The following is a 17,812-nucleotide window of genomic DNA, read 5'->3' as shown; positions in this document are numbered from 1 at the left end:
CCTTCACTCCTCTTCGAGCTATTTTATTTTAGGAAATAGAACTCCCCTGTGAATATATGCTTACATTTATACACTCCAAGTCAAAACACCTATTTTAACCTTTGTTTTTTCCTTTACCTTGCCATTATTTTGATGTTTTTTTAGTTCTTCCTTGATATACATTTTTTCTTCTTCTTTTAATTCAACTTGCATAGAAATCTTATCTACATATAACTGCCATGTTTCCTCTACTGTTCTTATGTCCTCCCACTCTCTATTCAGGTAAAACACCTCTGGGGTATAACCCAAGTGCCACAGAACATTAAAGGCATAGTATACTTTTTTATCCTTTCGTTTTTCCAAAGAATATATTTTTGAAATTTCTGCTTCTACTTCATCAAAAATAGAGTCCTCTCGATCAACAAATCCACTTAAAAAACAATAGTTTTTACTAGCCTTTGTCATTTTTTCTAGGGTATTAAAATCAAATACGCCAGGTGTCATAGAAGCAAATACGAAATCAAAGGCTTTGTTCCACCCTTCTTTTTCTAAATCAATATCCTTCCAATCTTTCTTCAATGTTTTAATATTATCTAAATTCATCTTTTTAGCATTGTTTTGAAGATGGTTTAGCATATTTTCGGAAATATCTAAAGCAGTGATTTTCTTTACAATACGTGCCATCGGAATGGTATGTTTTCCAGGTCCACAGCCTATATCTAATACCGACATTTCTTCATGCAACATTTCTTTTTTTAATAACAAGTCTATAATGTCGCTGGATTCATTTTTCTCTAGAGAAACCTTTGTATTAAAGAACGCTGCTCTGTTATCCCAAAAAACTTCAGACTTTTTAGTATCCATTTTCTTTTTTTCCCAAGCATCTTTCCAGTACACAATTTTTTCTACATCCCTCATAATACTTCGCCCCTCTCAAATTCAACAACTAATTTGTGACTCTAAAACAAAAAACCACGAAAAAGTAAAGTAACAATCTTCATGATTGCACACTAAACCTTCGTGGTTTCATCTCAAATCAAAACAAAAAATCCTCAAGAAAAAACACCTCCCCTCCGAAGGTTTCGTTTTATAACAATATAAGGCAGGTTTCCTGACTTATGGATCATCTTACTCTCCGACCTTCTCGGTTTCCCAATGGCATTCGCGGATTTCATACCCATTTACAGTAGCGGGGGCTGTAGTGGATTTACACCACTTTCCCTTTTAACTCTATGAAAGAGCACCTTATAAGCTATTTTTTGTTAAATTTTTAATTATTTTAAATTTCTATTTAAAAATACTATATTATAGCAATTTTGTCAAATTATTTTCCATAAAAACAAATATTATTTAAAATCATATTGCGTTATTTAACCTGATCTTTTCCACTGTTGCTTACAAAATAAGATAGGGTAAGCAAACCATTGTTTAGATTCATGTTTTCTACAATTACTCCTTCTGGGGCGTCAAGATCTATAGGTGAAAAATTCCAAATAGCAGATACACCTGACTCTATTAATTTGTTTGCAGTATCTTGTACAAACTCCTCAGGCATACAGATTACTCCAATATCAATATGGTTTTCACTTATAAACTTTTGCAACTCATCTATATAAAAGATAGGGGCACCCTTAATCTTCTTACCCATAAACTTATATTTAATATCAAACAATGCCTTTAAATCAAATCCACAATTTTCAAAATCAATATGATTAACAATACCTTGGCCTAGGCTTCCCGCTCCTACTACCACGATACTGTAGCTCTGATTTAGGCCTAGTATCTTTTCAATTTCTCCATACAATACTTCTACGTTATAGCCATATCCCTGTTGGCCAAATCCCCCAAACTTATTTAAGTCTTGCCGTATTTGTGAGGGTGTAAATCCAATCATACGACTTAATTCTTTTGAGGAAATTCTATCTATATTTTTATCTATAAGCTGCTTTAGGTATTCATAATATTTAGGTAGCCTTCTAATAATAGCCATTGAAACATTACTGTAACTTTTACCCATATACCTGTCTCCTATTTTAAGATTTTTATTTTTCTTATAAAATTTAATAACTTCTTTAAAGTAGAATTTTTCTAACTGTATACCAAACCTTTGCGGTTTTATGGTTAAAGGCTGCGTTACAAGCTACTTTGTAGAAACCTCTTCATCAAGTACATAAAGAGTACCCAGTTTAATGAATAGTTGAAGTTATCCTTTTTAAAAACAAAAGCCATAAAAACACTTCTTGCTTCAGCAAAGAATGTGCCTTCATGACTTTATTAAACAAATATAACTAATTCGTTTTATAATTCCCTAGAATAATCTTTAAAGCAATCTAAACAAACCCTTTTCCCCTCCATTAAGCGAATTTTATGCTCTGGAGCTCCCTCTCCACAATCTTCACAGGCAATCGTGGTAAAAATCCTTGCTCTTTCTGGCAATTCAAATTTAGGTGTTTTAAATTCAAAAATTTCTTCGATTGGTGCCTCTAACAAATAAGCTTGTCTTTCTCCTCTATCCATTTTCTTGTCAGAAGGTTTCAATACAATTCTCATACTTTCTCCAGTGGTACGGTTAAAGAAGCTAAAGGCTTGCTTTCCAGTACCACGATAAATAAGATTTCCCTTTCCAAAGCTACATCCTAATAATAGTTGAATTGCATCTACACCACAGGCATCATTTTCCGTTACACATACTATATCTTCATCCTTTGAAAAACCAACCTTTAGTTTTTCTTTGGCGGCCTCATAGGCTTTATAGCCTATAGCTAACCCTGGACACTCATGCCCATGAAACGCCACTGCTTTTTCCCATAATTGTTTATCCATTTGTCATCCCCCTCAAAAAATTAATAAAGTCACTGAATACAGTTATAGCCCTTAGAACAACCTTCATGGTTGAAATATAGCTAGTTCGTCTTCATGACTTAGTATTTATCATAATTTTTACTTTATAATATCATAGTAGTATATTTTTCCAGTATTGTCAATTTATTATCAAATTATTTGCATTGTAATTTTCATCAATATCCTTTAAATCAGTACCCACTATGAAATCGAATAAATCTGAGTTTTCACTTAAAAACTTAATTCTCAACAAAATATTTTCCGTACTGGCTGAAAAATATCTAAAACATTCCAATTGCCTCCTCAAAACTTCAATCATCCACTCGCCTAGTCAACGTACTTATTAAGCAACAGCAGCGCTGACTATACGAGTCAATCATGTTGTTATTTCATTGTTTATTATAAGTCCGGGTGCACATGTCTCGGAAGATTGATCACGACTTTAGTACCTACATCTATCTGGCTTTCTACTTTAATTCGACCATTATGTCTTTGAATAATCCAGCTTGCTATGGCAAGTCCAAGGCCTGTCCCCCCTGTTCCGTCTATTCCCTTGGTTCTTGACTTGTCCGCCCTATAAAATCGATTAAATATGTTAGGTAAATCTTCCTTTGAAATGCCAATGCCTGTATCTTCTATAGAAATTTCCACCTCATTTTTTTTAAGAATGGATTCAATTTTAATACTGCCTCCACTAGGTGTGTATTTTATACAGTTATCTATGAAAATTCGTAAGGACTCTTTTATGAGTCTTGGATCTGCGTTCATTAAAATACCCTCATTCTTTAGATTAATAATCTGATGAGATCCATCTATCATTCTTGTTTCCTTAACAACATCATCTATCAGTTCATTTAAATAGAAATCTTTCTTCTCAACCTTTTGGGTGTTCTTATCTCCCCTTGCCAAGAAAAGAAGTTTTTCCACCAAGTCCTTCATATTTTCAGATTCCTCTTTAATTGCAGTTAGGGATTCCTCCAGTATCTTTTCATCCTTCTTTCCCCACCTGACAAGTAGGTCTGCATAGCCCTGAATCACTGAAATAGGTGTTCTCAACTCATGGGATGCATCAGAAACAAATTGATTTTGTTGCTCGTATGACTGCTGTATTCTATCAAGCATGCTGTTAAATGTTCTTGCAAGATCTTTAAGTTCATCCTGAGAACCACTTACACTCAAACGGGTATTAATCTCATTTATCGTTATATTCTCAACAGCCTTTGTCATCACTTCAATTGGTTTGACAATTTTCTTACTGGACCTTGCCCCCGAAATTAAAACAGTTAGGAGAAGAAATATATCGATTCCTAATAATACAAGTGCCAAAAGAACTAAGCGCGTTTTCTCTTTTGTCATTCTGTTCTTGATTTGAATCTGAACAGGCACATCATTCCAGTGGGCATCTTCTCTTAATACCATGGCATAGACAACGTTATCCTCCTCCTGATTGAAAATGCCACTTGGTTCATCGTAAATAGAAAGCTCCTCTTTTACTAACACATAATTACCATTTATGCCCCAGCCCTCTGCTGGTTCTATTTCTCCATAAAAAACCACAGCATTATTGTCACCCTCAGTGGTATATAGGCCATTACTGTTTTCGTCAAATATAGAAATGATAAGGTTGTCAAGTTCTGCAAGTCTTTTGATTTTTTCTTCTGCTGATCTCATGTCATCCGTTAAGTAATCTGAGACAAGATAAAAATCTCTTTTCATAGACTCCTGTGCATTCCATCCACTCAGTAGGATAAAACCTCCTAGAATAAACAATCCAAATAACAATAAAATGGAGAGGGTCTTTCGCGCATAGACTAATATTATTTTAAATGTTAATGAAAATCGAAGTTTTTCAATAAAGATATCATGCAGTTGCTTGAGTCCAATTTTTATGTATTTGAAAACTTCAGTCAGTATCAAAACAAATAAACCTAGTATTTCTTTAACTACCTTTAAGAATTTACGCTTATTACTCATTTTTTAAAAGATATCCCACCCCTCTGATTGTATAAATAATCTTTTTGTTATATTTATCATCTATCTTACTTCTCAAGTATCTAATATACACATCAACTATATTGGTATCTCCCATGTAGTCATAACCCCAGACGGTCTGAAGAATTTTATCCCTAGTGAGTACAATGTCATGGTTTTCTAAAAAATAGTGTAATAAATCAAATTCCTTCTTTGTAAGCTCAACGGTTTCTTCATCATAGGTAACCTTATGTTTATCAATGTCAAGCTTCAAACTCCCACTCTGTAAAGACCTGCCTTCTGAAATGCCATGGTTTTTTGTCTTCAAGGCTGATCTGATCCTGGCTAAAAGCTCCTCTATGGCAAAGGGCTTTGTTATGTAATCATTAGCCCCCATATCTAGACCTATGACCTTGTCCATCACTTCATCCTTGGCAGTCAGCATAATAATAGGAACCTCTGAGTTATGTCTAATCTTTCTCAACACCTCTATCCCATTCATATATGGAAGCATGATGTCGAGAATAATCAAATCAAAGGTCTCCCGCTCCGCCATCTCAAGACCCTTCCTACCATCATGGGCTTGTGCTACCTGGTACCCCTCATGCATTAGCTCTAGCTCCAGAAACCTGGCTATTTTTACCTCATCCTCAATAATAAGAATCTTTTTTCCGCTCATTCATCATTCCCCCTGACTACAATCTGCATCTAGTTAAATTATACACGAAATAGATTCCTATTACTGTAAATAATCTTACAATTCCCTTTGTGCGTTTAATATAAAAATAACCTACGCATTAGGCAGGTTATTTTTATATTGACTATTTCATAATTCATAATTCATATAAATAAATTACTCTTTTTCTGTTGGCACATCGTCATGTAGATCTTTTTTAAAATTATTTATGTTATCATGTACCTTGTTCAATATGCTATTTACCTTCATATCTTCTCCACTATTTTTCTCAAATCTGAATTTGCATCCTGTCAGTAGACCTATAATCAATGCGACAAGAGACACATGGAAAGTAAATACACCTACTATAATTGTAAATGTCAGTGAAAGGTTAAGAATTGTCCTTTCCTTTTTCCTGATAATAAAGCGAGTATTATTTCCCTTCCTAATTACCTCCTTGACCTTATCTAAAAAGTCTTCTTTTTTACCAGCATTAAAAGCTTTAAACTTATTATTGTTTTCAAGATATACTAAGGCTTCAACTAAATCCCCATCATACTTCTCTAGAGCTTCCTTTGCATCTTTAAAACTAACATTGGCTCTCTTTTTTAATTCATCAATCATTTCTATAGTTATTGTCATCATAATCCCTCCAAATATCTTTATTTAATTTATACTTTTATTATACGGAGTTCTGATTAGATGAACATTAGTGAAAGATTAGAATTGCATTAGAAAATTTAAGTCTATCCTTTAACTTAATACAACAAGAAGTCCTCTATCCCTTTAATTAACTATTCTTTAGAGCACTTGCCTTTTCACAACTGGTATCCATATTTCACTTTTAAAATTTGGATCAGTTAACTCTTTCTCCTCATTCCACAACATTTCCGGTCCTTTTGCTATTTCATAGTTTGAGGATGGAAACCATTCGGAATAAATGCGTCCCCAAATATTTTGAAGCGTATCAGGAAATGGTCCTACTGCTTCAAATACTGCCCATGTTGAAGCTGAAACTTCAAGCTTGGATAGATCATCTGGACATTCATTGGTTGTTGCCACGCCTATATAATGATCTAATTCTCCTTTTTCCTCCATTCGACCTTCAGAGAAATTTGTAGACGCACTCAATAGTCCTAATGGCTCCACATTGGAAAGTTCTTTGAGTTTACTAATTTTTTCGTCATTTAAGCTTTGCCACATGGCAGCAATCTCTGGATTGACTCCCTCAAAAATGATAGGAACTCTTTTCTTGATTCCAACGATACCAAAGGCCTCTTTTTCTTCAATTCGATAATTCATTTCTCTACCTCCCTTAATTGATAGTTGAAAGGTCATTTGTGGATACGCTTTTAATGATTGACTGTTGACTTTAGCTTCTGATGGTGTGATACCATGCAAGCGATTAAATGCCCGTGTAAAAGAATCCGGTGAGCTATATCCGTACTTGATGGCAACATCGATTATTCTGATGTCATTATTATTAAGTTCAAATGCTGCAAGGGTAAGTCTTCTACGTCGAATATACTCCGACAGCGTCACACCTGCAAGGAAAGAGAACATTCTTTTAAAATGATACTCAGAACAAATTGCAAGTGCTGCTACTGCTTTAAAGTCAATTTCATTAGTCAGATTTTCTTCAATATAGCTTAATGCTTCATTCATTTTTTTCAGCGAATCCATTGAAATGACCTCCCTCTTATTAATAGAATAGCAGAGATTTAAAACAGAGATCCGACATTTCGTGCACAATTATGTAGGATTACTCATTTAGTAACTCTTTTATCAGTTTTTCCCTAGTTTTTTTTAATAGATATCTCTTTTTATATTTTAAGCTAGCGTATTTTCCTATCTTTTTTATGATATTAAAATTTGTAACACCTCCAACAACCCCAATGAAAGGAATCCCTTGGATAAACTTTGCTGTTAGCATTGCGTCCGACAAAATATGGCCTGTTTCTTTCATTTGATCTTCTAATTCTATTTCAGCCTTAAGCTGTCGATCTATTCGATTCCCTAATTTGTCTATACGTTCATTAAATTCTTTTTTCACATCTCCCTGGGTTAGTGCCCCGCAGATAATCAGCAGGATATAGGCCTTTTCTTCTTCATTTTTATATTCATAACCATAACCCATGGCTATTTCATAAATAGTCCTCATCACTACGGATATAAAAAGGGGAATATCCGGTAAACCAATACCAAAAAAGCCTAGCACGCCACCTTCTAAAATCGAAATTGAATAGTTTAGCATTTTAGCGTGACTGACTTGTTTATCTAACCTTTTAATATATTTTTTGTTTATTTTTTGATTGATTGCATCGTTATTTAGATCATGCTCTAGTTTAATTTTATCTTTATTATAGGTCTTTTCAACATATGCATTTCCCTTATCAAAGACCAGTTGAAAACTCTTCAAAAATGCAGCCGCTAATGTAGCTCTTAATTTATGAGGTATTTTTTCTTGGATTTCATCTAGCACTGGTGCTATCTTCGCTTTAAATAACTTGCTCTCTTTTTCATTTAGCATTTTCTTTTCTATTTTATTTAGTCGTTTGAATTGTTTGCTTAACTCTCGATCCATTTTATACCCCTTCTCATATCTGCTTAGTCCATTGGCCACACATATCTATTCTATTCTATTTTACTAAACATCGCTTTTTATCTCAATCATCGTTTTACTTTTATCGCTCGTACTCGTTAAAAAATATCAATTTAAATTCGTTGACCATTGTGGTTAATGATGATATAATTTCATTAACCACAATGGTCAATTTCAAAACATTATTTTCACCATCTCAGTCAATGAAACAGAATAATTAACAAAATTGGAAGAAAGAAGGTGTTGGTTATATTTTCAAAATTCTTAAATTTAGAAAATGAAAAACAACAACGAATTTTAAATGCGGCACTAAAGGAATTTGCTCGCAAAGGCTATGATGATGCTTCTACAATTGAAATTGCCAAGGAAGCAGGTATTTCCAAAGGACTATTATTCCACTATTTCCACACTAAGAGACAGCTTTTTCTGTATCTCTATGATTACAGTATGAAGATCATTAAAACTGAATATTTTGATTTGATTAATATCAATGAAAGAGACTTATTCACTAAATTGCGTCAAGTTTTACTACTGAAAATAGAGTTAATCCATAAGCTTCCTTGGGTATTCCAATTCAGTGCGATTACAACTTATACAAGTTCTGAAGAAGTGAGAAACGATTTAGAAAGTAAAAAACAGGAAATGGAATCCATGGGTTATGAAAAAATATTTGAAAATATCGATGAGTCTAAATTTCAAAAGAGGGTCGATATTGAAAAGACCAAAAACATCATTTTCTGGGCCATCGGAGGATTTGCAAACAAAATAATAGAGGAAACTAAGGGTTCAGAATTAACTGAACTTGACTACGATGGGATGCTTGAGGAATTTGATGCTTATCTCGAAATTCTAAAAAAATGGGCTTATACGCAATAAACACATTAATGCTCCCCTAAATGAATAGATCTTGTCAATAAAATTAATATTTATCAACAATATCATCGTGGGATTTTATTCACTATCTTGTAAACCTATAAATGAATGGAGGTAGTATCCATGAATATTATTGAAATTAATCAACTCACTAAGTCCTATGGTAAACATCAGGCCCTTCGAGGTGTTGATCTTATCGTAAAAAAAGGAGAAGTTGTGGGTTTTCTAGGTCCAAATGGTGCAGGTAAATCTACAACGATACGAATTCTACTTGGCCTAATAAAAAAGAGCGGAGGTGAAGTCCGTATTCTCGGAGGTAATCCATGGGATGACACAGCAAATATCCATCGGCACATTGCCTATGTTCCAGGAGATGTGACCCTATGGCCGAATTTGACAGGTGGGGAAGTGATTGATTTATTAGGCAGAATGAGAGGTGGGTTTGATTTAGAAAAACGTAATGTGTTACTAAAACGTTTTGAATTAGATCCCAGAAAGAAATGCCGTACCTATTCAAAGGGAAATCGCCAAAAGGTGGCCTTAGTTTCAGCTTTTTCCTCTAATGCTGACTTATTTATTTTTGATGAACCTACCTCAGGGCTAGACCCTTTGATGGCAGCAATCTTTCAGCAGTGTGTAACTGAGGTCAAAAGAGCTGGAAAAACCGTTCTATTATCTAGTCACATTCTAGCAGAAGTAGAGGCGGTGTGTGATAAGGTGAATATCATTCGAGAAGGAAAAATTATCGAATCTGGGACACTTGCTGAATTACGTCACCTCACCCAAACCTCACTATCGGTAGAAACAGTTAGACCAATCACTGATCTTGCAGAAATGAAAGGGGTTCACAATTTAAGGATACAGGGTAATCAAACTAAATTTCAAGTTGATCTTGGCCATATGGATCCTATTATTCGACATGTGACTTCATTCGGTTTACGTTCATTGACCAGTACGATACCTACACTAGAAGAACTATTTATGAGTCATTACAGTAGTCACTCTACCACTCAGGATAAAGACAAAATCGGAGGTGAAAGGTAATGAAGAAGGATTTTATCGGAACCAGTGGACTGATTCGCCTGATTCTACGTCGAGATCGGATTCTACTTTTAATTTGGATTCTGGTAACCTTAGGCATTATACTGGGAAGTGCTTCCTCGATTGATAGTGTTTACCCCACTGTGGAGGCACGATATGAGCGATTCGACCAAGTTATGAACATTCCAATGTTGGTGCTTTTTCAAAGCCGTGCTTTTGATGCAACATTAGGTGCTTTAGCGACTCAACAGACCTTCGCTGGCGCAACGATTTTAGCAGCATTGGGTAGTGCATTGTTCTTAGTTCGTAATACCCGCAAGGAGGAGCAGACAGGACGTCGTGAGTTGATTGGTTCTACTGTGGTTGGTCGACATGCCCCTCTCACTGCCGCTTTAGCCGTTGTCCTTGGTTCTGGTATGATCCTGACGTTGATTACAGCCCTTGGATTGATTGGATTTGGATTTTCCATGGCTGGATCCTTGGCCCTAGGTTTGGTTGTCGGATCAGCTGTTGGGATCTCAGCTTCAATGGCGGCAGTTGCTGCACAGCTGACAGAGAACGCAAGCGTGGCTAGTATAAGTGCTTTTGGACCTTTCTATTGTCTTCACTTCGTACGAGGTATCAGCAACATGGGAGGTGAGTCCTTAGCATGGCTAGGATGGCTTGTTCCCAATGGCTGGCTTGAGAATGTACGACCCTTCGCCAGTGAGCGTTGGTGGATATTCGGCTTAGTTGCAATATGGGTATTTGTTCTACTTAAGCTTGCCTTTAAGCTCTCAGCTATCCGAGACCTCGGTGCAGGAATGATCCCCGTGGGAAACGGTCCAGCCATTGCCCCATCGGGGTTGCGAAGCCCCATGGGTTTGGCATGGCGGTTGCAACGCCGTATGCTGTTCTTTTGGATCGGTTTAGTTACATTCATCTCACTTCCCACTGGCCTTGTGGGTCCAAAGGGACTGCAGGAGTATGCCCAAGGTGAATGGATACAGGAATATGCCGCTACCTTAAATGTTGCGAGTCCAGCTGATGCCTTTTTCACTTATTTGCTATTCGTCATGGTTTTTCCCATCGCAATGTATGCCATCATGGCTACATTACGTATGCGTTCAGATGAAGTGGATGGTAGCGCCGAGATGATCCTGACAACAGCAGTGAATCGATGGCAGTGGGCCGCTAGTCACTTGACTTTTGGACTTGTTGCACCAGTGATTTTATTGATCATTATGGGCCTAAGTTTTGGAATTGGAAGTGGCATTCAAAGCGGTGACCTCAGTGGTGACCTGACACGAATGCTGACGCTAACCACCTCTCTAATACCTGCAGTCTGGGTGATTGTGGGAATTACCATGGCTGCCATTGGGCTGTTTGGGCGCGGTAGCACTGTAGTTGGCTGGACTTCCCTTGCTGTGGGCATCGTAACTGAGATCGTAGTGAAGATGGGTTTATTACCAGAATGGTTATTTCTTACACTCTCACCTTTCCCTCACGTGAATCCTTACTATCAGCCTACTGCCACTACCCTTTTGGTCCTCACATTCTTGTCAGCTATTCTAATCAGTACAGGATTTTACGGACTACGGCGTCGTGATTTGACCAATTAATAATTGTCAATCCCATTTAATACACTTTGGGCTATATTGATGGCATGAAAAAAGATTCAACACATAATCTCATTGAATCTTTTACGTACTTCATTTACTTATCTCGATTGTTTTTGGATTTTAGAGCACTTCATTGTCTTCAAAATGCTAAACATACCCTGTGCTATATACCAAAGATTTTAATGAAACTTCATCCTATCGCAATCGAAATATTATCAAAAATGAGGTGCTACCGAAACCTCCGAAAAAGTAGCAGAAAAAACGAATCCATCCCTATACTTGAATGATTATTCATAAAGATTTGCTACTTTTTTGAGGTTTCCTCTAAAATGCAGGTATATAAAGGCATCATTAGCCTTAATATCGATCTATCTTATCTTTGGAGCTCTTTAGTTTGAGCTCCTTTTTAATTTAACACACCGAAACATTGGGAGGGTAAATTATATTCACCATCCTAATTATATTGCATGCGATATTTGCCATGGTAATATGTATCTTTGCCCCGCCAAGCTTTACATACCGACATCTTCTTAATCCATGATTTCTGACCATGGTGGCAAATCGTCTTTCTACTTTGAAACGGTTGCTGCTGGCTTTTTCGAATTCTTCTGTTTTTACTCTTTTCATATCATGTAAAATCGCATCATACCTAAGAGGAACATCTAGTTTTCTTCCTCTGCTCTGCACTCTGCCATTTTTCAATTTATATAAGCATTGATCTCTTAATGGACACTTATCACAGGATTCTTTATTAAATTGAAATTCCTTAAACTTTTTATTATGTCCTTTATGATGTTTTACTCTGAAGTTTTCTGTAGTTACACCTTTTGGACATGTAACAGTTTTTAAATCCTCTGATATGTTGAAATCTTTTAACTCAAAGAAATTACTTTCTCTACTAGACTCTTTGTAAAATGCAATATTTGAAGTAATTTCATTATCTTTTAGATAAGCTCGATTGTCTGTAGTACCATATACCTTGTCCGCTGAAATCTCATCTGGCTTTATTTCTAAATTCGATTCCACTTTTTCTATTAATTCCTTAAGCTTTTTTTCATCCCCAGTATTAAATGGGGTTTGGACAGATGCAAGGATAATCTCACTATCTTCATCCACTATAATATGATCTTTGTATCCTCTTTTAATATTACCTGGAGACTTGTGGGCAACTCGAGCATCTGGGTCCACAACACTAACAATCTTATCTTTTTTATTGTTGATGTACTGATCAACAAGGTCATAGCAAAGGCTAAAGGCTTCATGGTATTTTGCATTATTATTAAGCTCATCGTATGTCTTCAAGTACAGATATTCTAAATGCTTATGAGCTATATTAAAATGCTTTTTGGCATGTACTTTCTCGCTTAGCTGATATTCTCTTTCAATTTCTTCTTCGAATTTATCTAATTCTTGTTTTGCCAAGTCTTCATTGAATTTCTGTATTTCTTTTATGACTTTTTTATAGGCATTTCCTATGAGTTTTTTATCTGAAGGATAATTAACATTGGCAGCCACATCTGTTGTATCTATCATGTAGCGATTTGTTCTCACTAAATCTTTTTCAATACATTTTCTAACGATTTCATTAAAGAATGCTTCGAAATCTTTTTCAGTAAGACGGTTGATCCTAAAATGGCTGATGGTGGTATCATCGGGCACGGAGTCATCTATACCTAATCCTAAAAACCAACGAAAGGCAATATCTGTCCCAATTCTTCTGACTACTTCTACATCGGATAGGTTATATATATACTCTAGCAGAAATATTTTTACCATCATAACAGGGTCTTTAGATCCTCTTCCTAAATGGCTATATTTTTCCCGCAACTGCTCATATACAAAGGAAAAATCAATGATAGAGTTTATCTTCACCAATAAATGATCTTTAGGTATTAGCTTTTCAAATATCATATGATTAAACACATCAATTTGGCCACTATTTTTCCCCATCATATACCTACAACCTCCTAAATTTCAACGTTTTATATACTAAAATTATACCATATATATTAGCTGAAACGAAGGGATTCTGTTGAAATATCAAGGGTTTAAGGAATTATTTTTCTTAAACCCTCACCATTTGAATATTTATTTACAATTATGAATTTTTATTTATAAGTTAGAGTTTTTCGGAGCTTTCCTACCCACTATGCTATATTGAAAATCATATGGATAATACTATTTTTAGTGGAACTTTTTATCTCACATCTGCGTCAATCTATTTATAAGAGGGGTTTGCAGAGCGACTGGACCAATATCATGGGTTATATCATTTGACGATAGACAATGAAATCATTGTAAAGGTAGTGGAGCAATATACCCCTTAGTATTATCATTATAGTGGCTACTAATCGACGCTATACCCTGTAAATTTAGCAAAACACGGAAACTAATAACATAAGCGAGTATATATGGAAATTAATTTCATCAAACTACCTATTTACCTCACTTAGTAGCATACGACCAATTTCCGGGCTCACGATACAGTATGATACATACTCACCCGCAACTTCTCCCATCAATATGACATGGTCCTCAAACCCATAGCTAATCAGTTGAATACTTCCTTCATCCTCTAATGCCATTTTTATATTATTTCCTGCCAGCATTGCTGGGTATGCTCCATTGTAGGTTGGGCTTGTATTTAATTGGTTAATTATTTCTTTCATTTCATCCATTGTAAAAGCCTTGATTTCTTCTCCCATCAAGCTATATAATTTCATTTCCTTGATTGAATCAATGGCAATGGCTTTCTGCATTTCTTCTAAGGAATCTCCAATTTCATTTTCAATTATATTGCCAATATCATTTTGTGAACTTACTAAATCTCCTTGAATTGTTTCTATATCACCTTTATGGAATCTAACTAAGACATTTGGATATGTCAATGCCTGAGTAACCATATCATCCCTATTTGGAGACTGTAGGGTAGCGTGGATATATGCTGTCCCTTGTGTGACTTCAGTGATGCTATCTATTTGTATGCTATATCCCCCAGTTGGTTTCTCTCCTGCTGATACCAATACATATTTCCATTCACCATCTATTAAAGAATGTATCCCCTGGGTATCAAATTTATCTTGATACCATTTTGATACAGCTTCATTTCCTTCGATTACCTGGTTTTCTACTATTTCAAAATCTATTGGTCGTTCAACACCGATAATATCACTTTCACCATCGGTTTCAACTATCATCAAACGCAAAGATTCATTCCATTCCACTTTAGCGCCTAAAGTTTCAGTAACAAAACGTCCAGGAATAAAAGTACGATCTTCCTTGATTGTTGCTGGTACTTCTAGTTTTAATGTTTCTTCTTTTAATGTGTCATCATTACGTCTGATTATCTTTGCAGTATCCTGGCCAATCACTAATTCGATTGTAATATCCTCCGTAGATACTTCAATCACTTTACGCTCTGGATGCCATTCAACTTTAGCTCCTAATTTCTCCATAACGCCTCGTAAAGGTAGTAATGTACGATCATTTTCAATGAAAGGTTCTACATCTAATTCTAAGAACTGACCATTTACTTGAATTTTAACAGCACCAATGTCTATAGCATCTAATTCTACTTCCATTGGTAATGTAACCGCCTGCTGACCTTCAACCACTTTAACCTCATCTTCTCCAAATATATCATAAAGATATGTGGCATTTTCTTCATTGTATGGGGTAATCCCAATTTCAACATAATCATCATATGGTCCTGTATGTGTCACTTTGAAATCTTTTTTATTCATTTCCTCAACATGATCTTTAAATAAGTATTTATCGATCTCTCTTTGCTTTTGGAGTATGTTTTCATTGAGCTCCCTTGGTTGTCGGGCAAAATCTGAAACTGGAGCATCAAGTAGATCTGCTGGTAATTTCCCCATATCCATTGCCTGTCTCCAATCAACTTCAATCATATCAGCAGGTAGCCTATCGGATAGGATTGACGATTGCATTCCTCCTCCATTAGCTAAAACGATACTAGATGATAGTGCTGTGAAACATATACCTAAAGCAAGTGTCTTTGTAAATTTTGATTTATTCATTTCATAACTCCTCCTTGTTATTTTACGTTCATTATTTTTTAATCAAACAACAACCTTATTAGTTGGTTATACTTATTTGACGAGCATAGCTCAATTTTGTTCCATATTCTAAAAAATAAAATAAAAAAGACCGGTCATCTACTCAACCCAAATAGTAAAATTTCTAGATTTGAAGGCCGCCGAGGTGTCTCGATCTTAGTTACAAAAAGAGGCGAGAATGAAATTTTGAAACTTGAATAGGTCTCATAAAACATACTTATCTAGGGCATCCTTACATATATAAGAGAGGAGATTAGAATAATGAAAGCGATTGAGGTAGGTAATCATGCACCAAATTTCATGGTAAAGGATATTAATGACCAAAACCTAAGTTTGGCAGACTATCAAGGAAAAAAGGTATTACTCTCCTGGCATCCTCTTGCTTGGACACCCGTTTGTACTGATCAGATGAGGGCATTAGAGAATAATTGGCAAACATTTCAGAAACTCAATACAGTTCCCCTTGGTTTTAGTGTTGATCCGCCACCCTGTAAAAAAGCATGGGCAACAGCAATCTTAATGAATAACGTAAGTCTTCCTTCAGACTTTTGGCCCCATGGAAAAGTGGCTCAAGCGTACGGTTTGTTTAATGAAGCACAAGGTGTATCAGAACGGGCAAATATTATCGTCGATGAAAATGGTATCATTAAATGGGTAAAAGTTTATCCTTCTCAACAGTTACCGGATATAAATGAAGTGATACAAGTTCTGTCCAATATGCAAATGTAGTAACTTCGTTTCACTAAACTAAAACATTGAAAAATCAGATAGGAGTCTACCCTACCTGATTATAAAATCCCACCTAGGCTAACACTTAGATGGGATTCCAATACCTCAAAGATAACATTTCAATTGAAAAGCTAAAAGTAGATATCAAAATGGGGCGAAAACGATTAGAAGTAACAAGCTTACACGGATTCACAATGGATGAACTAATTGCTCTTGAAGAGAAACATCAAAAGAAATCTTGAAAATATCTACTTAGTTTTTAAAGAAAGCTTTAGCTCCTAGTATGTACATACATTTAGCGAATAAAATTCGTTAATGATTTTCTTTCTCTTTCGGGTTCTTTAATAGATCCTTTGCCATTTTCAACTAACTTCATAAGCCATGCCATGTTTTTACCTAGTATTCGCATAATTTGTACTCCTTCTTCATCTTGCATCACTTCTCCTGGTTTTGCACCATGGATAACATTCCAATAGTTCGACGTTGGTATTAACATCTCCGAATAATTAATATAGTTGTTTAATTGATCGAAGGTTGGAAGCCCTCCGGAGCGTCTAACAGCAACAACAGATGCAGCCACCTTATGTCTTAGTATTCCATTATTAACACCTGCAACATAAAAAGCTCTATCTAAAAATGATTTCATAGTCCCTCCAATTGCTGAGTAATGTACGGGAGACCCTAAAATTAATCCCTCTGCCCCTTTCATGTTTTGAATCCATTCATTCACCTCATCACTTGGTAGAACACATTTTTCATTTTTGTTTTTGACACATTGATTACATGCAGTACATCCCCTAATTGACTTATTCCCAACATGAATAATTTCGGTTATTATACCTTCTTTCTCCAGTTCATCAGCTACTATTTTTATAGCATGGTAGGTATTCCCCTCTTTGTTTGGACTTCCATTAAAAGCGACAACTTTCATTTGTTTTCCTCCTTGTCATGATTATATTTAACTTTACTGATAAAGCCTATGATCCCATATACATGGAAAAAATGTCCTCTAGTTTTAATTCTAAATCCCTGCAACATAATCATACCACAAACACATGAAATTTTATAACACTTAACTATCAGATAATGTTGATGTTAAGCTAGTCAATTATGACATGGTCTTCAAAACCATAGCTAATCAATTGAATACTCCCTTCATCCTCTAATTCCATCTTTATATTGTTTCCTGCCAGCATCGTTTGGTAAGCTCCATCATAGGTTGGACTTGTATTTATTTCGTTAATTATTTCTTTCATTTCATCCATTGTAAAAGCCTTGATTTCTTCTCCCATCAAGCTATCCTAGCCCCGCTCCCCTTGGAGCATCACAAGCTCTTGTAACCATCAATAAACTCCCTCAATCCAACACTGCTGGTATACTTGTAGATGACGTATCTCTTTTAGAAGCTGAAGGAGGTTTG

General features: G+C 35.6%; 17 protein-coding genes and 1 riboswitch. Of the genes, 5 read left to right on the top strand and 12 right to left on the bottom strand.

Annotated elements, in window-relative coordinates; all coding sequences use genetic code 11:
* Positions 1-66 precede the first annotated feature (66 nt).
* The 8 genes from AMET_RS07475 to AMET_RS07440 form a co-directional block, all read right to left on the bottom strand.
* Positions 67-897: a class I SAM-dependent methyltransferase gene (locus AMET_RS07475; protein WP_012062743.1), complete on the bottom strand. Its 831-nt coding sequence runs from the start codon at positions 895-897 to the stop codon at positions 67-69.
* Positions 898-1,063: 166 nt separating this feature from the next.
* Positions 1,064-1,242: riboswitch (cobalamin riboswitch) on the bottom strand.
* Between the two features lie 103 nt (positions 1,243-1,345).
* Complete coding sequence (locus AMET_RS07470) at positions 1,346-1,996, bottom strand: redox-sensing transcriptional repressor Rex (protein WP_012062742.1); 651 nt, start codon at positions 1,994-1,996, stop codon at positions 1,346-1,348.
* 281 nt (positions 1,997-2,277) lie between these two features.
* A complete protein-coding gene (locus AMET_RS07465) occupies positions 2,278-2,802 on the bottom strand; it encodes an FmdE family protein (protein WP_012062741.1) in 525 nt (174 codons plus the stop codon).
* A 417-nt stretch (positions 2,803-3,219) separates the two neighbouring features.
* A complete protein-coding gene (locus tag AMET_RS07460) occupies positions 3,220-4,794 on the bottom strand; it encodes a sensor histidine kinase (protein ID WP_012062739.1) in 1,575 nt (524 codons plus the stop codon).
* Positions 4,787-5,470: a response regulator transcription factor gene (locus tag AMET_RS07455; protein ID WP_012062738.1), complete on the bottom strand. Its 684-nt coding sequence runs from the start codon at positions 5,468-5,470 to the stop codon at positions 4,787-4,789. Before AMET_RS07455 ends, AMET_RS07460 begins: the two co-directional genes overlap by 8 nt.
* Before the next feature lie 174 nt (positions 5,471-5,644).
* On the bottom strand, positions 5,645-6,091 hold the full coding sequence (locus tag AMET_RS07450; protein WP_242661404.1) for a DUF4342 domain-containing protein: 447 nt from the start codon (positions 6,089-6,091) through the stop codon (positions 5,645-5,647).
* Positions 6,092-6,268: 177 nt separating this feature from the next.
* A complete protein-coding gene (locus tag AMET_RS07445) occupies positions 6,269-7,150 on the bottom strand; it encodes an AraC family transcriptional regulator (protein ID WP_012062736.1) in 882 nt (293 codons plus the stop codon).
* Positions 7,151-7,229: 79 nt separating this feature from the next.
* Complete coding sequence (locus AMET_RS07440) at positions 7,230-8,051, bottom strand: EcsC family protein (RefSeq protein WP_012062735.1); 822 nt, start codon at positions 8,049-8,051, stop codon at positions 7,230-7,232.
* Positions 8,052-8,309: 258 nt separating this feature from the next.
* On the opposite strand from AMET_RS07440, the gene AMET_RS07435 reads away from it, so the two are divergent.
* The 3 genes from AMET_RS07435 (at position 8,310) to AMET_RS07425 (ending at position 11,584) form a co-directional block, all read left to right on the top strand.
* Positions 8,310-8,945 (top strand): TetR/AcrR family transcriptional regulator, encoded by a 636-nt coding sequence (locus tag AMET_RS07435; protein WP_012062734.1) that lies wholly within the window; start codon positions 8,310-8,312, stop codon positions 8,943-8,945.
* 120 nt (positions 8,946-9,065) lie between these two features.
* On the top strand, positions 9,066-9,986 hold the full coding sequence (locus AMET_RS07430) for an ABC transporter ATP-binding protein (RefSeq protein WP_012062733.1): 921 nt from the start codon (positions 9,066-9,068) through the stop codon (positions 9,984-9,986).
* Between the two features lie 356 nt (positions 9,987-10,342).
* A complete protein-coding gene (locus AMET_RS07425; protein ID WP_157047189.1) occupies positions 10,343-11,584 on the top strand; it encodes an ABC transporter permease in 1,242 nt (413 codons plus the stop codon).
* Between the two features lie 411 nt (positions 11,585-11,995).
* Here the strand turns inward: AMET_RS07425 and AMET_RS07420 are convergent, their stop codons facing one another.
* On the bottom strand, positions 11,996-13,537 hold the full coding sequence (locus AMET_RS07420) for an IS1182 family transposase (RefSeq protein WP_012062731.1): 1,542 nt from the start codon (positions 13,535-13,537) through the stop codon (positions 11,996-11,998).
* Between the two features lie 479 nt (positions 13,538-14,016).
* The gene (locus tag AMET_RS24215; RefSeq protein WP_012062730.1) at positions 14,017-15,624 is read right to left on the bottom strand and encodes a stalk domain-containing protein; all 1,608 of its coding nucleotides are present in this window, start codon (positions 15,622-15,624) and stop codon (positions 14,017-14,019) included.
* 300 nt (positions 15,625-15,924) lie between these two features.
* On the opposite strand from AMET_RS24215, the gene AMET_RS07405 reads away from it, so the two are divergent.
* Together AMET_RS07405 and AMET_RS26195 are read left to right on the top strand one after the other, a co-directional pair.
* Positions 15,925-16,392: a redoxin domain-containing protein gene (locus AMET_RS07405; protein ID WP_012062729.1), complete on the top strand. Its 468-nt coding sequence runs from the start codon at positions 15,925-15,927 to the stop codon at positions 16,390-16,392.
* 89 nt (positions 16,393-16,481) lie between these two features.
* Positions 16,482-16,634 (top strand): hypothetical protein, encoded by a 153-nt coding sequence (locus AMET_RS26195; protein WP_198135407.1) that lies wholly within the window; start codon positions 16,482-16,484, stop codon positions 16,632-16,634.
* 53 nt (positions 16,635-16,687) lie between these two features.
* On the opposite strand, the gene AMET_RS07400 is transcribed toward AMET_RS26195, so the two are convergent.
* Together AMET_RS07400 and AMET_RS07395 are read right to left on the bottom strand one after the other, a co-directional pair.
* Positions 16,688-17,323, bottom strand: coding sequence for a flavodoxin family protein (locus AMET_RS07400; protein ID WP_012062728.1), 636 nt, complete (start codon positions 17,321-17,323; stop codon positions 16,688-16,690).
* A gap of 169 nt (positions 17,324-17,492) precedes the next feature.
* Positions 17,493-17,684 carry a hypothetical protein gene (locus AMET_RS07395; RefSeq protein ID WP_012062727.1) on the bottom strand — a complete coding sequence of 64 codons (192 nt, stop codon included), beginning with the start codon at positions 17,682-17,684 and terminating at the stop codon, positions 17,493-17,495.
* Positions 17,685-17,812 lie beyond the last annotated feature (128 nt).

The sequence above is a fragment of the Alkaliphilus metalliredigens QYMF genome (assembly GCF_000016985.1).
Taxonomy (GTDB): Bacteria; Bacillota; Clostridia; order Peptostreptococcales; family Natronincolaceae; genus Alkaliphilus_A; species Alkaliphilus_A metalliredigens.
The sequence above is the reverse complement of the archived record's forward strand: the minus strand, read 5'-3'. Positions and strand labels throughout refer to the sequence as shown.